The organism is Corynebacterium sp. USCH3, from assembly GCF_037619475.1.
Lineage (GTDB): Bacteria > Actinomycetota > Actinomycetes > Mycobacteriales > Mycobacteriaceae > Corynebacterium.
Genome location: NZ_JAQPZT010000004.1, coordinates 37,879 through 54,521, shown reverse-complemented (window position 1 = coordinate 54,521; position 16,643 = coordinate 37,879). Strand labels below are relative to the sequence as shown.

Genomic DNA, 16,643 nt, shown 5'->3' with positions numbered 1-16,643 from the left:
CGTGACGGGATTCGGGCCGGTCAGGAGCAGTAGTGGCTCTCCGCGGCCTCGGTAATGATCCGCTCAGCATCCTCAGCCGACACCTCGGTGAGTTCCTGCACCTGGAGCTGGCCGGCGATCATCGGGACCGCGAAACCGTCGCGACCCTCCTCGTTGGCCAGGCACTGCTCGTGGGCGGCGGCGATGACCTGGTCCTGGATCTCGGAGTCCCCGAGATCGATGTCGTTGTCCTTGAGCTCGGAGAGGAAGGCGTCGTCCTCCGGCATCCGGGGCGCGACCTCACCTCCCGGCTCCTCGACCTCGTTGACCTCACCGTCGCGCGGGGTCTCCCCACCGTCCCCGGCGTCCGGGGCGGGGCTCGAGGTCGGCGAGGACGCCGTGGCGGAGCCGGTCGTCGAGGAACTCACACTGGGCACCCCGCTGCTCTGCGCGTCATCGTCGCTGTCGACGGTGGAATCACCACCGCACGCGGCCAGGGCACCGGCCAGCAGCAGCGTCGCCGCCACCGAGCCGGCCTTCGTCACCGAACTGCGGATACTCATCGCGGGTCCTTCTCGATCCGTCCGTTGATCTCCCGGATCTCACCGTGCTGGAACTTCACGACCTCACCGCCGGCGGGGATCCCCTGCTGGTCCTCGACCGGCCAGCCGAAGCGTCCCTGCTCCCACTTGTCCTCGCCCCAGGCGTCGAAGATCTTGCCCTTGCGGATGATGTGGGCGCCGGTGGACGCCGACCAGTAGATGTTGCCGTTCTCGAAGGCGGTGAAGGCGCCACCGCGGACCTTGTTCTCCTCGGAGCGGGGGAAGCCCAGGCCGGAGTCGGCCGGACCGCCGGCCTCGAGGTACTTCTCCCCGATCTTGCCCTCGATCATGCGGACCTTACCCTCGGTGTCCCGGACGGCGACACCGTTCTGGAACTTCTGGATCGCGCCGCCGGGCACCTGCTCGACAGCGGAGACCGGGTACCCGAAGGCGCCGTTCTCCCACTTGCTCCTGCCCCAGGCGTCGACGATGTCGTTCTTCACCGCGACCGCACCGGTCTGCGGCGTCCAGTAGATGATGCCGTTCTCGAAGCGCTGCAGGATGCCGCCGTTCTTCAGACCGGTCTGCTCTTCGCCCGTCGGGTAACCCAGCCAGCTGCCGGCGCCGCCCATCTCGGAGTAACGGGCACCGATCCGGCCCCACGTCGCCCAGGCCTTGTCCGCGTCCTTCTTCCAGTAGATCCGGCCGTTGCGGAAGTCCTGCACCTTGCCGCCGTTGGCGGCGTCGTACTCGTTGGTGGTGCAGGTGCCCAGGTTCTGGCTGCGCTGACGCTTCTCCGCCTCGGCGATCTTGCCCACCGCGGCACATTTCGCGCCCCGGTCCTCCTCGGACAGGCCGAAGGTCTGGGCGATGTAGGGCCACGCCTGGGTCATCTCGTACTGCCAGTACGGCCAGTCGTGGGTGCCGGAGCTGCGGTACTTGGTGACCACGTCGACACCGGCGCGCGTGGCGGCGTTGGCGAAGGTCTGGGTCGTCATCCGCGACATCGCCTCCAGGCCGAAGGCCGCCGGATTCTCCGGGAAGCCCGGGATCGGACCCTGGCGGTCGTACGGGCCGGCGTTGCCGTTACCGGCGGACACGTAGACCGTCATGTCCTTAAGCGCGTCCACGTGCTGCTTGGGGTCATTCTCGTTCCAGCGTGCCGAGCCGTAACGACCCCACATCCGCTGGGCGTCGTACCCGGCGCCGTCGTTCGTGGCGTAGTTGATCGCCTGGGGGACACCGGGCGAGGTGGTGTCGAGGTACCCGGAGAACGACCCGACGAACTGGAAGAGCTCCGGGTGGCGGTGCGCCAGGTTCATCGCGGCGGTACCGCCCATGGAGATACCGGTGATCGCACGCTGCTCGGTGGTGCGCCAGCCTTCACGCAGGACGGCCGGAAGCTCCTGGGTGAGGAAGGTCTCCCACTTGTAGGTCTTGCCCTCCTCCGGCTGCTGGTCCCAGTCGGTGTAGAACGACGAGTTTCCGCCGACCGGCATGATGACGTTGACGTTCTTGTCCGCGTAGAACTGCTGGATGTTCGTCGACAGGGTCCAGCCGGACTCGTCGTCGCGGGCGCGCAGGCCGTCGAGCGCCCAGACCGACGGGAAGTCACGGTCGGGCTGGCTGTACCAGTCCCGGGCCAGCAGAATCTGCACCAGCACCGGGCCCTCCGGCATCGAGGGGGTGTTGATGTAGACGTTCGCCCACCGGTCGGACAGCCACTCGACACGGTCGACGTCCACACCGTCCGGGAGTCCCGGCAGGTCCTGCTCGGTGACGTCCTGCGTGGGACGCTCCGGGACATCGTCCGGGTCGAGGTAGTTCCCCAGGCTGCCGCCCTGGGCCGCGGCCGGGGCGGCCAGCGGGAGGGCGAGCGCCACAGAGAGCGGCAACGCCAGGACGGCGGCACCGACACGCCGTGAGGCCCGACGGGACGGACGGCTGGCGGGGGACTTCCCGGTGCGGGTGTTCGCAGCGATTCTCATGGTGGTGGCGATTCTTCCTTCGTAGGTACGTCTCGACGGCATCAGCGGTGTCAGCAGTATCGGCGGCACCGGCGGCAGTCCCGGCAGCGGGTTCCCCTCCCACTGCCGGGATCCGGTCGGAACCGGTGTCCGCCACGGTCTGCCGTGACGGCAACACCGGCAATTATGGCAATCGGCCCCCGGTTTCCCGGGACAACACGCCAGAACCTTGAAGTTTTACTTGAGACTTAGTTTCTGGTGGGAGTGTAGCACCCGCCCGCCGTCGGCCCCTACCGCAGCACGAGAATCCAGATCGCCACGTGATGCAGTCCTCCCGCCACGATCGTCGCAGCGTGGAACACCTCGTGGAACCCGAACCAACGCACCGACGGGTTCGGACGCTGACGGCCGTACACCGCCGCGCCCAGCGAGTAGATGATTCCCCCGACCACGATGAGCACCCCGGCGACGAGCGGAATCGTCTCGACGAACCCACCGATCTTGAGCACGGCCAGCCAGCCCAACGCCAGGTAGACCACCACGTCCAACCAGCGCGGGTGCCCGATCCAGAAGATGTTCATCGCCACGGCGGCGATCGCCAGCACCCAGCAGACCGGCAGGATCCACAGCCCGTCCGACCACGAGTCGAAGGCGAACACGGCGATGGGACCGTACGTACCGGCGATGAAGATCGCGATCATCGAGTGGTCGGCCCGGCGCCACGCCTGCACGGTCGCGTCGCTGCGCCACGGGGCCCGGTGGTAGAGCGCCGACACCGCGAAGAGTCCGATGAGGCAGAGGGTGTACAGCGCGGTGATCCACGACAGCGTCGTGTTGCCGTGCAGGATGAAGGCGGTGACGGTCAGCGCCGTCCCGGTGCCACCGAAGTACCAGGCCGCGTTCTCGTGGAGCCGGCCGCGCATGTACGGCCGCGCGCCCCGGTCCACCGGCCGCAGCCGGCGCTTGTCCCCTACGCCGTCCCCTGCGCCGTCCCCTGCGCCGTCCCCGATCCCGTTCGCTTCTGTTTCCATACCTGCCATACCTCAGCAGTGTATGCGTACGGCCCGGGAGATGTCGGTACGACATCTCCCGGGCCGGCACGTTCCCCCTCCGCTATCCGCCTGTCAGCAGACGACCTTGCCCGCGCGGTAACAGACGTTCAGGGCATCCAGGACCTTCGGCCGGGCCTTCTGCAGCTCCGGGGTCCACAGCGTCCAGTTGTGCACGCCGACCGTCGGGTAGCTGGCGGTCACGTTCGCACCGGAGGCACGGGCGGCCAGTTCGAAGGTCGCCGTGGAACCGCGCGATGCCCACTCCAGGCCGATGCCGGCGATACCCCCGACCGGGTTGGCCATGAAGTCGTCCCGCGGGCCGGGGATACCGGCGGCTGCGGACACGTACACCGGCATACCGGCGAGCTTCGGGGCGTTCAGCAGCGGGTCATTGGCGAACCGGGTCGGGTGCACCGGGTGGCCCCACATGTCCCAGATGTTCGCGCCCGGGGAACCTTCATTCATGGCGAACTGCAGCGCCATGTACATTCCCGGTGCGGTCGTGTTCAGGTAGCCGGACAGCGAGGTGACCTGCTTGAACTGGTTGCGGTGACGGGACGCGAGGTTGATCGCGGCGGTACCGCCCATCGACAGACCGACCAGGGCGTTGCGGGTCGGGCTGATGCCGAACCCACTCTGCAGCTGTGCCGGCAGCTCACGGGTCAGGAAGGTCTCCCACCGCGGCTTCTTCGGCGTGGTGGAACCGTTGAACGGGCCGATCCAGTCCGCGTAGAACTGGGAGGCACCGCCGACCGGCATGACGACGTTGACGTCGTCGTTGACGAACATCTCCGGGGCGTGCCCCAGGTAGGTCCAGGCGTTCCAGTCGTCGCGGGCACGCAGCCCGTCGAGCAGGTAGACAGCGGCGTCGCTGTTCGAGCGCTTGATCTGGACCTGGATGTCCTGGCCCATCGCCGCAGAGTAGAACCAGCAGTTCTGGACGAAGTGATTGTAGTTCGCCCAGCTACAACGGGGACCGAGGATCCCCCGGTCATCGGCCGAGGCGGTCGGGGCCACGACGGCGGCCAAGCCGAAGGCGGTGCCGATCGCGACAATCAGGGCCATGATCTTGCGGCCCAGCGAGCCGGTCGCGGACCGGTGCTTTCCGGTGGCAGTCGTCATGTTTTCCTTTACGTGCTTGTGTTCAGACGGCGGAGTCCGTGCCGTCCGTGCCTACAGTGTTCGGAACGTTACCAAACAGTGATCTTTCCCGCCAAGAATATCGGCAAGCCGCCGCCAAGCGTTACGGCAGCGTCCGTCCAGCTAAGTGACAGCCGGAATAACGTAGACGGCCACCGCGATCGTGGCCACCCACAGCAGCGCCAGCGCCTGCAGCGTCCGGTCACTCAACGCGATCTCGTCGGGCGCGCCACCCTCACCACGGTCGACGTCGGCGGCGTAGCGCAGGATCGCGACGGTGAACGGCACCATCGACACCTGGTACCAGACCGACGCGTGCCCCGGGTGCTGCTGACTCATGTCGAAGCCCCACAGGGCGTAGGCGAGCACCACGGCCGTGGCCGCCAACGTCCACACGAAACGCAGGTACGTCGGCGTGTAGCTCTCCAGCGACTTGCGGATCTTCGCCCCCGAACGCAGCGACAGCTTCAGCTCCGCATACCGCTTGCCGGCGGCCATGAACAGTGAACCGAAGGCGGCGACCAGCAGGAACCACTGCGACAGGTCGATGCTCGCCGCCACGCCACCGGCCATGGCCCGCAGCATGAATCCGGACGAGACCAGCGCGATGTCGATCACCGGCTGGTGCTTCCACCCGAAGCAGTAGCCCAGCTGCAGGGCGATGTACACCGCGATGACGATCGCCAACGACCCACCGTTGGACGCCAGGAAGCTCAGGCCCACCGCCGCGACGATGAGGACCACCGCCATGGTGTACGCCAGGCCCACCGGCAGCACACCCGCCGCGATCGGCCGGAAACGCTTCGTGGGGTGCTGACGGTCGGACTCGACGTCCTTGGCGTCATTGACCAGGTAGATCGACGACGCGCCGAGGCAGAAGACGACGAAGGCGATAATGATGTCGGTGATGACCCGCCCCTGGAAGAGAAGGTCCCCACCGGCGGCCGCGGGGGCGGCGACGACCAGGACGTTCTTCACCCACTGCTTGGGACGCAGCGCCTTGACCATCGCCTCAGGGAGGTTACGGGGCGCACGGTGGGACGACCCGGCAGCGGCGCCGGCGGCACCTGTGGCACCCGTGCCCTCCGCCGCACCGGACTCCTCACGCGCATAGGTCTGGTCCTCCCACGCCGCCGGCTCCTCGAGCCCGGAGGTGTGCGGTTCCGACCCGATGAACACCTGACGCTGCAGGGACTCGCCCGGCCGCTCGTTGGTGTCGTGGGACTCGGCGGGGTCGAACTCCGGATCCGTGCCTGGACGAGTCATCGCTTGATCTCCTTCGCGGTTCGGTGGACGGTCTTCTCCGTCGCCACACCGAGGGCGACCCCGGCGAGGACGTCAGTCGGGTAGTGCACGCCGAGGACCAGACGGGACGCCATCATCACCGGCACACCCGCGAGCGGCAGGCGCGAGCCGGTGATCCGACCCAGCGACCTCAGCGCCGCAGCGGTCGACGTCGCGTGGGACGAGGGGAAGCTCAGCCGGGACGGGGTCGACACCCCGACCCGGATCCGCGGATCCGAGGGACGGCGGCGACGCACGACGCGCTTGAGCACGACAGAGGCGGCGTGGGCGGAGAAGGCGGAGACGCCGAGCTCCAGCCACGGGGCCACCGTCCTGCCACGGGCGGCGGACACCGCCGCACCGGCACCGGCCAGGGCGAACCAGCCGAGGGCGTGCTCACCGAAGTGACTCAGCCCCCGGGCCGTGCCCAGCACGGCCTCCCCGGACGACCCGGAGAGGACGGCGTCCTGCACGGCGACGAGGACGTCCGCCTCGGCCCTGCTCATCGGTTCTCCCCCGGCTCGAAGATCTGTGCCCAGGCGTCCACGCTGGTCAGCTCGGGGTGGGCGACACGGTAGCGCTGCCGCATCTCGTCGAAACGGGCCGCCACCTCCTTCTGCAGGCGTGCCGACTCGCGGGCCAGCTCACGGGCCTCGTCACGGTCACGCTTGCGGTACACCACGCCCCGACCGTCGGCGGTGGTGACGGTGGCGCCGTCGAGCCGGCCCAGGGAGAACCAGCGGGCCTCGATCGGCGGCAGGTTCACCTGCGGAACCTCATGGTGGTGCGGGTCCGCGGCACGCAGGTTGTTCGCCAGCACCTTGGCCAGCCGGGTCACCTTCGCCACCGGGCTCAACGGGATGTCGGTCAGCTTCGCCGGGCCCCCGTCCGCCGCCGGCAACGCGGAGGACGACGGGACGACGACGGCATCCGGGAACTGCTTACGCAGCGCGTTGATGCGTGGCAGCGCCGTCTCCAGGATCTCGAAGAGCTGGTCCGGCCCGGCGAGGAAGTCCTTCATCGCCTCGTTCTGGATCGCGACGGTGGAGTACTCCATGCAGATCAGGTGCTTGGCCGTGGCCTTGGTCATCGAGGCGATGATGCCCGTCGGGCTGCCCTCGTGCTGCAGTGCGGCGACGATGAGCCGGTTACGCAGGTGGAAGTAGGCCTGCCAGTCGATCGCGTCGTCCTTGTCGGACCAGGCCATGTGCCAGATCGCGATACCGGGCCACGACGCGGTCGGGAAGCCGTGGTCGCGGGCGCGCAGGCCGAACTCGCCGTCGTCCCACTTGATGAACAGCGGCAGCGGCTGGCCGACGGTGTCGGCGACGACGCGCGGGATCATGCACATCCACCAGCCGTTGTAGTCGGCGTCGATACGACGGTGCAGGTCCTTCGAGTCGACCTGCTCGCCCGAGGCGTTCGTGCCGTACTCCCCGCGGTCACGCAGCGGGTGGTTGTAGAAGTCGTGGTCGTAGTGGGTGTGCGGGGCGGCGGTCCACATGAAGCTGCCGCGGTCGATGATCTCACCCATGGTGTGCAGGTGGCTGCGTTCCTGCAGGTTCAGCATCTGCCCGCCGACGAGCATCGGGGAGGACGCGTAGCGCGACGCGGCCAGGGCACGCAGCACACTGTCCGGCTCGATGGCGATGTCGTCGTCCATGTAGAGGATGAAGGGGCTGTCCGTGCCACGCTCCGGGTGACGGGCCTCGTACATGATGCGCGAGTAGCCGCCGGACCCGCCGAGGTTGCCCTGGACCGGCATGCGCAGCCGGTCGCCGTAGTGGGCCTCGACGGCCGGGAAGCCCGGCTCGTCCTTCGGGTGCTTCGTCCCCTGGTCCGGCATGATCAACGCGTCCACCACGGAATCGACCACCGGGTCGGAGGAGAGCGCCTCCAGGGCGGCGACGGCGTCGGTCGGACGGTTGAACGTCGGGATGCCGATCGTGACGCGGGCCTCCGGCGCCGGCAGGAGGTCGCCCTCCTTGAGGGTCGTCTTCTCCCCCGTCGCCGGGTCGGTGACGACCGTGTCGGAGACGACGCGCTGCTCGGCGGCGTCCTGCGTGGCGAACCAGCCGGCACTGTGGATCGTGGTGTCCGACTCGCAGGTGATGTCGAACCAGATCCAGCCGCCGTCCTCGAAGGGCGCGAGGGACACGGTGAACTCGGCGACACCGTGTCCGTCCTCGTCGACCTCGACGATGCCGCCGGTCACGGCGATGCGGGAACCGTCGATCTTCGACCGGTAGATGTCGATGCGGGCGTCGCCGGTGAGGTCGACGCGCAGCTGGACCTCGTCGAGCTGGCTCCAGCGGCGCCAGTAGGACGCCGGGAAGCCGTTGAAGTAGCTCTCGAAGCTGACCTCTTCGCCGGCGGGGATCCGCGCCGAGGTGCGGGACAGTGCCGTGACACGACCCGGGGTCTGCTCATTCTCCACGATGTAGAGGGAGCGGACGTCCCTGGGTTCTCCCCGCTTCGGCAGAATGACCCGGGCGAGTCGCCGCGGGTCGTAGCGATCGTCACGGCGATCGTCGCTCATCTCAGTGGTTGCGCTCATGAAGTTCTACGCCGGCCTCCGTTAGACAGTTGTACGCCGACGATTATTCCCCATCACGGCCGTCCGGGCGTAGTCGAGCACGCGACGGACGCCTGTGAGTCCTCTGTGGGTTCCTGCCGACCGTGCGTACCGTGGACGGCATGAGCGACACCAGAACCATCGTGATCACCGGCGCCAGCGACGGCATCGGCGCCGCCGCGGCACGTCACCTGGCCGACGCCGGTCACCGCGTCGTCCTCGTGGGCAGGTCACCGGAGAAGACCCGCGCCCTCGCGGAGGAACTCGACCTGCCGCACCATCTGGCGGACTTCCAGCACCTCGACGAGGTCCGGGTGCTGGCGTCCACGCTCCTCGACGCCTACCCGCGCATCGACGTACTGGCGAACAACGCGGGCGGCATCTTCTCCCGGGAGACCACGCAGGACGGTCACGACAAGACCTTCCAGGTCAACCACCTTGCCCCGTTCCTGCTGACGAACCTTCTCCTCGACCGGCTCCGCGAATCCCGTGCCACGGTGATCCAGACCTCCAGCATCGGTGCCCGCCTGTTCGGCAAGGTGGACCTCGACGACCTGGAGAACACCCGGAGATGGACCGCGAACAAGGCCTACGGGGACGCGAAGCTGGAGAACATCCTCGTCACCCGGGAGCTGGACCGGAGATTCGGCGACGAGATCAACGCAGTGGCGTTCCACCCCGGCGTGGTCAGCACCAGCTTCGCCTCGGAGACGTCCAGTCTGATGCGATTCGTCTACCACCTCCCCGTGGTGTCGAAGCTGCTGATGACCAGCCCGGAGGACAGTGCGCGACTGCTCGTGGAGCTCGCCCTCGGCAGCCCGGGCAGGGACTTCACCCCCGGCGGGTACTACGAGGACGGGAAGATCGCCGGGAAGGTGAACCCCCAGGTCCACGACGCAGTACTGGCGGAAGGCCTGTGGAAACGCAGCGCGGAGATGACCGGGCTAGGGTGAGCCGGGCCCCTCGACGCCTACACCGTCTCGTCGACCGTCCGCCCGGTCCTGTCGTCGACCGTGTCGCACGTGTCACGGTGGTCGTCTCCTCCGCCGCGCGGGCGGCGGCGTCCTCCGCGCCGATGCGCGGAGAATACGACGAAACATGCCAGAGAATCCCCTTCATCAGGGAAAGTACCCGGGAGTATGTTAGATAGGTTTATCATCGGAAGTATGACGGCCGACATCCTCTCCCGCGACGACCTCGCCTTCCTCCTCTACGACTGGCTGCACGTCGAGTCACTGACCGAGCACGACAGGTTCTCCGAGCACTCGAGGGAGACCTTCGACGCCATGTTGGATGCCTCCCGCGAGCTCGCGGAAACCTGGTTCCGGCCGCACATGCGCGCCTCGGACCAGGCCGAACCGACCTTCGACGCTGACGGCGTGCACACCCACGAGGCCATCGCCCCCGCATTACGCGCCTTCGCCGACTCCGGCCTCACCGCAGCCTCCTTCAGTGAGGAACACGGAGGCGTGGGCCTTCCGCTCACCGTCTCCCGTGCCTGTTTCGCCTGGCCGCAGGCGGCCAACATCGCCACCGCGGCCTACCCCATGCTGACCATGGCCAATGCCGCACTCCTGCTCGCCCACGGCACACCGGACCAGATCAGCACCTACGCCGAACCCCAGCTCGCCGGCAGATACAGCGGGACGATGTGCCTGTCCGAACCCCATGCGGGGTCCTCACTGGCCGACGTGAAGACCCGCGCCCGGCGCGACAGTGCCGACAGTGCCGACAGTGCCGACAGTGCCGACGCCTGGCGGATCACCGGGACGAAGATGTGGATCTCCGGCGGCGACCACGAGATGACGGACAACATCATCCACCTCGTCCTCGCCCGTACCGGCCCGGTGGAGGACGGGGTCAAGGGCCTCAGCCTCTTCATCGTCCCGAAGTTCCTGCCCTCAGGTGAGCGCAACGATGTGATCCTCGCCGGTCTGAACCACAAGATGGGCTACCGCGGGACCACCAACACCCTGCTGAACTTCGGCGAGGGTGCACACACACCCGGCGGTTCGGCCGGGGCGGTGGGTTACCTCGTCGGCGAGGAGAACCGTGGGCTGCAGTACATGTTCCACATGATGAACGAGGCGAGGATCGGCGTCGGGACCGGTGCCGCCGCCCTGGCGATGACGGGGTACCTCGAGTCGTTGGACTACGCACGCAGCCGCCCGCAGGGGCGTCCCGTCGGCGCGAAGGACCCTGCCCAGCCCCAGGTGCCGATCATCGACCATGCCGATGTCCGGCGCATGCTCCTGGCGCAGAAGGCCTATGCCGAGGGGTCGATGGCACTGTGCCTGTACGCCGCACAGCTGGTGGACCTCGCCAGCGTCGCCCCCGACGACGAACGTCCCCGCCTCGAACTGCTGCTGGACGTGCTGACCCCGGTGGTCAAGAGCTTCCCGTCCCAGTACGGCCCGGCGGCCAATGACCTGGCGATCCAGATTCTCGGTGGCGCCGGCTACACCCGTGACTACAACGTGGAGCAGTTCTACCGCGACAACCGGCTCAACCCGATCCATGAGGGCACGCACGGCATCCAGGGCCAGGACCTGCTGGGGCGCAAGGTCGTCATGAAGGACGGCGCGGGGCTGGCACTGCTCGCCGAGATCATCATGGAGACGGTGTCGACCACGGCCGCCCTGTTCCCCGAGTACTCCACCGCGCTCGCCGACCGCGTCCGACGTCTCGTCCACGTCACAGAGATCCTGTGGCAGGACGGCGACGCGGCCGCCGCACTCGCCCATGCCACGGACTACCTGGAGGTCACCGGGCATATCGTGGTGGCCTGGATCTGGCTGGACATGGCGCATGCCGCAGAAGCCGCGGGCTCGCCCCTGGCCGCCGGAAAACTGGCCGCGGCGGAGTACTTCTTCACCCGGGAGCTCCCCACGGTGGACCCCGTCCTCGACCGTCTGGAGCACCCCGACCGGCTGTTCACCGACCTGGACGAGAGCGTGTTCTAGAGCGTGTCCTGGAACGTGCCCTGTTACGTGTCCCGGCCGTCTACCGCTCCCGCTCCCGGTGGATCGCGGCGACGCCTTCGGCGTAGGTCGTGACCCGGAAGTCCGGGAAGGCCTCGGCGAACTTGTCGGTGACGAAGACATTGTCCACCGCGTACCGCGGGAGGAGTTCCCAGAGTTCGCGGACATTCTTGCTGAACAGGCGACCGGCGGCGAAGGCGACCTTCGGCACCACGGAGTAGCCGACCTCGCGCCCCCACTGCCGTGACGCGAGCCGGACAAGGTCCTTGTACGTGATGCGTTCCTTGTCGACCGGAAGGTGCCACGTCTGACCGTAGGCGGAGTCGGTGTTGCCGATCAGCGCCATGGCCCGGCTGGCGTCCGGTGTCCAGATCAGGCTGCGTCGGGTGTCGGCGCTCAGTGGCACCCGCGCCTTCTTCCCCTCGGCGACAGCGTCGAACACCAGTGTGTTGGTGAAACTCTGGGTCTTCCCGGGACCGTAGAACTCCGGGGCGCGGCAGATGACCGCGTCGACCCGGCCCTGTTCCATGGCCTCCAGCAGCATGGTGGTCATGGTGGCCCGGGTGCGCCCCTTGCTGCCGCGTGGTGCGAACGGGGTGTCCTCGGTCTGTGGCACGCTGGTCATCGGGTACATGTAGGTGTTGTCGAAGAAGACGAGCCTGGCACCGTGCTTCTCGCAGGCGTCGATGGTGTTCCTCATCATCGTGGGGAGTTGCGCGGCCCAGAGTGCGCTGTCCGGGGGAAGCCCCACGGTGAGGTAGACGATGTCGCTGCCCTCGACGGCCCTGTCCGTCTCGTCGGCGTTCATCAGGTCGGCGGACACCAGCTCGTCACTGTCATGCAGTTTCCGGGGGTGGCGGCTGACGAGCCTGATGTCCGCGGTGTAGTTGTCATGGAGCTCGCGTGCGAGTCCGGTTCCGATCTGTCCGTTGGCTCCGAGAATGGTCTGCATGGGTGACACTGTAAACATCAATGTGTACGGCGTCAACACCGGTGCGGCCGGCCGGCCGGAACCACCTCAGCGGACAGGCCGGAAATCCCGGGGTCCACGTCCCGTGACCCGCCGCATCGCCGTGCTGAATGCACTGGCGGAGGTGTACCCGACCTTCCGGCACACCGTCCCGACGGGAACCTCGTCCGCCAGCAGCGGCACCGCCGCCGACATCCGCGCCACCGTCCGCCACTCACTGAAACTCATGCCCGTGTCCGCACGGAAGGCACGCGCGATGGTCCGTCCGCTGGTGTTGAGAATCCACGCCCAGTCCTCCAGCGAGCGTGAATCATCGGGACAGTCCAGGATGTGCTGCGCGACCGGCTGGATCAGCCGGTTGTCCGGCAACGGCAGTTCCAGACCGGGCAGTGACGGTTCCGCCATGAACTCCAGACACAGCCGCTGGGCACGGAAGCGCTGATCGCGCTTCAGCCCCTGGTACGCCAGCAGGACGAGCATCTCCCTGGTCGCGGTGTTCACCGCCACGTCCCGTACCCCGTCCACCGGTGCCACCCACGCCGACGGTCTGACGTAGACGGCCGTGAGCGTGGTGGACGCACTGGTGTCGGCCACGTGCCCCACGCCGGCCGGAACGAAGACCCCGGTCCCGGGCGGAAGGTGGTGACGGTGGCCGTCGACATCCACGTGGGCGGTCCCCCTCATCGCCCAGAACACCACGTGGTGCCCGGTGTGCCGGTGGAAGCGGTCGGAACAGATCTCCGGCTCCAGCGGACTGGGGTAGCGCAGTTCCCGCATCGTCAGGAGGTAGTCGCCGGGAATCAGGCTGTCGCTCCGGGTCTCACCGAGGTCAGACGGCGCATCCACAACGGTCACAGCCCGTTCTCCTCGTAGAGCGCGTCCACCAGCTCGTCGATCTCGTCGTCGTCTCTGCCGCTGGCGTACAGCGCCTGGACCGTGTCCCGGAAGTCCTCACCCAGGGCGTCGTGGACGGCGATCCACCCCTCCTTGTCGTGCACCCAGTAGCCCATGGTGGTGGCGGCCGCCCTGGCGAACCCCTTCTCCTCCCGCAGCTGCCGGCGCAACGTACGGGACGTACGGGTCTCCGTCGCCACCCACACCGCGGCGTCCTGCGGGACCTCCAGCGCAGACAACGCACCGGGCAGGCCGCTGGGGGCGACACCGTTCCCCGTACCCGACAACCAGACGCAGTCGACCTCCCCGCGGGTCGGGGTGATCTCGAATCCCTCGCCCCGGACCTCACAGACCAGCGTGGACCACATGCCCGCCGGGCCGTCTCGCAGAGACGCAACGCGGCGGGGAGCCCGGGCTCATCGCAGAAGAGGATCTGGCGGGTGACACCGTCGGGGCGCCGGTAGACGTCGACCGGTTCCGTCAGCCCGACCTCGCCACCGACCCCGACCGAGGTCGCCCATGTGGTCGCGACGCCGTTACCGTGGACGACGAAGTCGATGTCCACCTCACCGGGCCGCCAGTCACGGATGGTGTAGGTCCGCATCTCGGACGGCTCCACGCCGTCCGCGTAGACCCAGCCCCTCCCCTCCACCGTGGGCAACCGGACAGGTTCACCCGGAGTGTCCGGGAAGAACACCCGGACCCATTCGTCCCCGACACCCGTGGTGGGGTAGTCGACCATGTCCGCTCCACCAAGGCTGACCCGGATCATGGCTTTCCCCACGCGGGTCACGGCCGTCACCTCCGCCCGGTGGATCCGCGGCTCGTGTCCTGCCTCACCTGCACCCATATCTGTCTCCTCCTGTCCGCCACGGGCCTCCGGCCCCACTCACGACATATTCGCTAAGGCAACCCTACATACCGGGATCTTCGCGCAGCGGACAGGAGGTGGTGCGTAGGTGACCCGTGCCTGCGGTCGGGACGACGGGACTGTCGCGCAGCAGACAGAATCTGTCCGTTACGCAGCCACCCGGGCAGTTAGCGTCAACGACATGACACTGAAAAGACGCTCCACCCGGCCGGTGTTCACACCCGTGCTCGCCGGCCTCTGCGCTGTCTCCGTGACCTCGCTGGCCGCCCTGACCGCGTGCTCGTCCGACGACGGAGACGGTGCCGGCCGCAGCACAGGCGACACCGTCACCTTCGACTACGCGGGACGGCAGGTCGAGATTCCGGCCGACCCGCAGCGGGTCGTGTGCATCGAGACCCGCCTGTGCCCCGAGTTCGCCGAGATCACCGGCCTCAACCTGGTCGCGACCCCCGAGACCACCGCCGAATCGGCGGAGGACAACGTGGTCAACGACGACCTCCCTGACTCGGTGACCAGGTACGCCTTCGACACCACGGCACCCGATGCCGAAGCCGTGGCAGACCTGGATCCGGACCTCATCATCACCACCGCCGCCTGGTTCGACACCTACGACAACGAGCAGCAGAACCGGCTGGAGGGCATCGCCCCGGTACTCGGGCTCGACGGGGACCTGGCGACGACGTCCGATGAGGCCGGCGGCGCCGACACCGACGCCTGGCTGGCCCCGCTGCTGGACCAGGCGGAGCAGCTGGGCAAACGGGCGGACGCCGAGGCAAGCATCGAGGACTACCACCGGACGGTCGAGGAAGGTGCGGCCCGTCTCGACGACTACGAGGGCGCGACGGTCGCCGTCGTCGCCCTGCAGGACGACCAGTTCGTCCTCGAGGACGAGAACCTCGTCCCCGAGGTCCTCACCGACCTCGGTTTCTCCGTCCTCACCGACAGCGGGTCCCGCGAGCCGGACGGCTCGCTGAAGCTGTACAGCAGGGAGAACCTCAACATCCTCGCCGACGCCGACGTCATCCTGGTGCAGAACCCCGACTCCCCCGTCGCCGAGGACGCGCTCTGGAAGCGGCTGCCCGCCGTCGTCGACGGCACGACCCCGCAACTCCTGTACAACCACCGCGCGGGATACTCCAAGGTGGGGGCGAACTTCGCGGAGTACGTCGTCGACCAACTCACCTCGTGAGAGCTCAGCGCACGGGGGATGCCGGCACCGCCCCGCGCTGATCAGAAGCTCCACGCCGAGACGGCGCACATACCCTGTTCCCCATGATGTCAGGCCTCCAGCGGGGCGAGGATCCTGTCCTCGACGACGTCGAGGTACGCCGTGGCGGACGCGTAGTCGGTGACGAGCCCGTCGACCTCGACCACGTGGTCGTCCTGCGCGGCCTTCAGCTGCTGGAACAGGGGGCTGTCGATGATCTCCTGCATGATCGGGTCGGGTGTCCCGTCCGCGAGCACCGGGACCAGGATGACGTCCGCCTCCCCGAGCAGTGCGTCGATGTTCTCCGTGGAGTACTCCTCCCACCCCTTGGGGAACTCCCCGCCCGGCACCGACGGGGCGGTACGCATACCGACCTCCTCGTACACCGCGCCCAGGATGCCCGACGGGTAGTTGATGTAGAAGTTGGCGGAATCCGCCATGGGCCCGATCGAGGCGAAGGTGTGGCTGTCGAGGATGTCGCGGTAGTCGTCCTGCAGTTCGGCGAGACGGTCCGCGTAGGTCGCCCTCGTCTCCTCCAGTGCGTCCGCCGCGCCGACGGCGGCGGCGATGTCGGCGACGATGGCCTTCCAGTCGCCCCGGGTCTCCCCCTCGACGATGACGGTGGGGGCGATCTCGGAGAGCTTCGCGTGGATGTCCTCGTCGATCTCGAGCACGTCCCCGACGATCACGTCCGGGTCAGCGGCGGCGACAGCCTCGATGTCCAGGTCGAAGAACGCCCCGACGGGCTCCGCGGACTCCACGAAATCCATCTGCTCGTCGGTGAACCCCTGCGCGTAGTCGCTGTAGTCCTGGGCACCGACCGGAGTCACGCCGAGCGACTTCAGTTGCCACGGGGTGTCGTAGGAGACCGCGACGACCCGCTCCGGCTCCCGGGGGACCTCCACCTCGCCGTAGGCGCTGTCGACGGTGTGGAGACCGTCGCCGTCCTGCCCGTCGTCGGACGTGCCACAGGCCGCGGCTGCGACCACGACCCCCGCGGCCACGGCCGTGGTCAGGATCCTCCGTCCCACGACGCGCGCCCGGCGCGTCAGGGTGGTTGTGTTCATGGCTGCTCCTCGTGTCTGCTGAAACGTGTCTGCTGAAACGTGCGGCGTCGATGCCGTTCAGGTCCAGACGGTATCGAGTACCGACCTCCCGCAACGGACATGTTCTCCCGCGGA

14 protein-coding genes and 1 pseudogene are annotated in these 16,643 nt (G+C 68.0%); 3 read left to right on the top strand and 12 right to left on the bottom strand.

What is annotated here, in order from left to right:
* Window positions 1–20 precede the first annotated feature (20 nt).
* The 7 genes from PQI66_RS09365 to PQI66_RS09335 form a co-directional block, all read right to left on the bottom strand.
* Window positions 21–542: a DUF732 domain-containing protein gene (locus tag PQI66_RS09365; protein WP_339997791.1), complete on the bottom strand. Its 522-nt coding sequence runs from the start codon at window positions 540–542 to the stop codon at window positions 21–23.
* Complete coding sequence (locus PQI66_RS09360) at window positions 539–2,509, bottom strand: alpha/beta hydrolase-fold protein (protein WP_339997789.1); 1,971 nt, start codon at window positions 2,507–2,509, stop codon at window positions 539–541. Before PQI66_RS09360 ends, PQI66_RS09365 begins: the two co-directional genes overlap by 4 nt.
* A 269-nt stretch (window positions 2,510–2,778) precedes the next feature.
* The gene (gene trhA, locus PQI66_RS09355) at window positions 2,779–3,411 is read right to left on the bottom strand and encodes a PAQR family membrane homeostasis protein TrhA (RefSeq protein ID WP_445228027.1); all 633 of its coding nucleotides are present in this window, start codon (window positions 3,409–3,411) and stop codon (window positions 2,779–2,781) included.
* 201 nt (window positions 3,412–3,612) lie between these two features.
* On the bottom strand, window positions 3,613–4,662 hold the full coding sequence (locus PQI66_RS09350; RefSeq protein ID WP_339997786.1) for an alpha/beta hydrolase: 1,050 nt from the start codon (window positions 4,660–4,662) through the stop codon (window positions 3,613–3,615).
* A 141-nt stretch (window positions 4,663–4,803) separates the two neighbouring features.
* A complete protein-coding gene (locus PQI66_RS09345) occupies window positions 4,804–5,946 on the bottom strand; it encodes a decaprenyl-phosphate phosphoribosyltransferase (protein ID WP_339997785.1) in 1,143 nt (380 codons plus the stop codon).
* Window positions 5,943–6,470, bottom strand: a complete 528-nt coding sequence (locus PQI66_RS09340; RefSeq protein ID WP_339997784.1) for a phosphatase PAP2 family protein — start codon at window positions 6,468–6,470, stop codon at window positions 5,943–5,945. Before PQI66_RS09340 ends, PQI66_RS09345 begins: the two co-directional genes overlap by 4 nt.
* Window positions 6,467–8,521 carry a glycosyltransferase gene (locus PQI66_RS09335; RefSeq protein ID WP_339997782.1) on the bottom strand — a complete coding sequence of 685 codons (2,055 nt, stop codon included), beginning with the start codon at window positions 8,519–8,521 and terminating at the stop codon, window positions 6,467–6,469. The genes PQI66_RS09340 and PQI66_RS09335 overlap by 4 nt, the downstream gene beginning before the upstream one ends.
* Window positions 8,522–8,661: 140 nt before the next feature.
* On the opposite strand from PQI66_RS09335, the gene PQI66_RS09330 reads away from it, so the two are divergent.
* Window positions 8,662–9,492, top strand: coding sequence for an SDR family NAD(P)-dependent oxidoreductase (locus PQI66_RS09330; RefSeq protein WP_339997780.1), 831 nt, complete (start codon window positions 8,662–8,664; stop codon window positions 9,490–9,492).
* 213 nt (window positions 9,493–9,705) lie between these two features.
* Window positions 9,706–11,502 carry an acyl-CoA dehydrogenase gene (locus PQI66_RS09325; protein WP_339997778.1) on the top strand — a complete coding sequence of 599 codons (1,797 nt, stop codon included), beginning with the start codon at window positions 9,706–9,708 and terminating at the stop codon, window positions 11,500–11,502.
* Window positions 11,503–11,542: 40 nt separating this feature from the next.
* Here the strand turns inward: PQI66_RS09325 and PQI66_RS09320 are convergent, their stop codons facing one another.
* The 4 genes and pseudogenes from PQI66_RS09320 to PQI66_RS09305 form a co-directional block, all read right to left on the bottom strand.
* Entirely contained in the window at window positions 11,543–12,472 is a 930-nt protein-coding gene (locus PQI66_RS09320; protein WP_339997776.1) for an NAD-dependent epimerase/dehydratase family protein, read from the bottom strand.
* A 66-nt stretch (window positions 12,473–12,538) separates the two neighbouring features.
* The gene (locus PQI66_RS09315; RefSeq protein ID WP_339997774.1) at window positions 12,539–13,345 is read right to left on the bottom strand and encodes a helix-turn-helix domain-containing protein; all 807 of its coding nucleotides are present in this window, start codon (window positions 13,343–13,345) and stop codon (window positions 12,539–12,541) included.
* Window positions 13,342–13,752 carry an SIP domain-containing protein gene (locus PQI66_RS09310; RefSeq protein ID WP_339997772.1) on the bottom strand — a complete coding sequence of 137 codons (411 nt, stop codon included), beginning with the start codon at window positions 13,750–13,752 and terminating at the stop codon, window positions 13,342–13,344. Before PQI66_RS09310 ends, PQI66_RS09315 begins: the two co-directional genes overlap by 4 nt.
* 164 nt (window positions 13,753–13,916) lie before the next feature.
* A pseudogene (locus PQI66_RS09305) lies at window positions 13,917–14,156 on the bottom strand (siderophore-interacting protein); the annotation flags it as partial.
* Window positions 14,157–14,436: 280 nt separating this feature from the next.
* Between PQI66_RS09305 and PQI66_RS09300 the strand changes: the two are divergent.
* A complete protein-coding gene (locus PQI66_RS09300) occupies window positions 14,437–15,444 on the top strand; it encodes an ABC transporter substrate-binding protein (protein WP_339997770.1) in 1,008 nt (335 codons plus the stop codon).
* 89 nt (window positions 15,445–15,533) lie between these two features.
* Here the strand turns inward: PQI66_RS09300 and PQI66_RS09295 are convergent, their stop codons facing one another.
* Window positions 15,534–16,529: an ABC transporter substrate-binding protein gene (locus tag PQI66_RS09295; protein ID WP_339997767.1), complete on the bottom strand. Its 996-nt coding sequence runs from the start codon at window positions 16,527–16,529 to the stop codon at window positions 15,534–15,536.
* Between the last annotated feature and the right edge of the window lie 114 nt (window positions 16,530–16,643).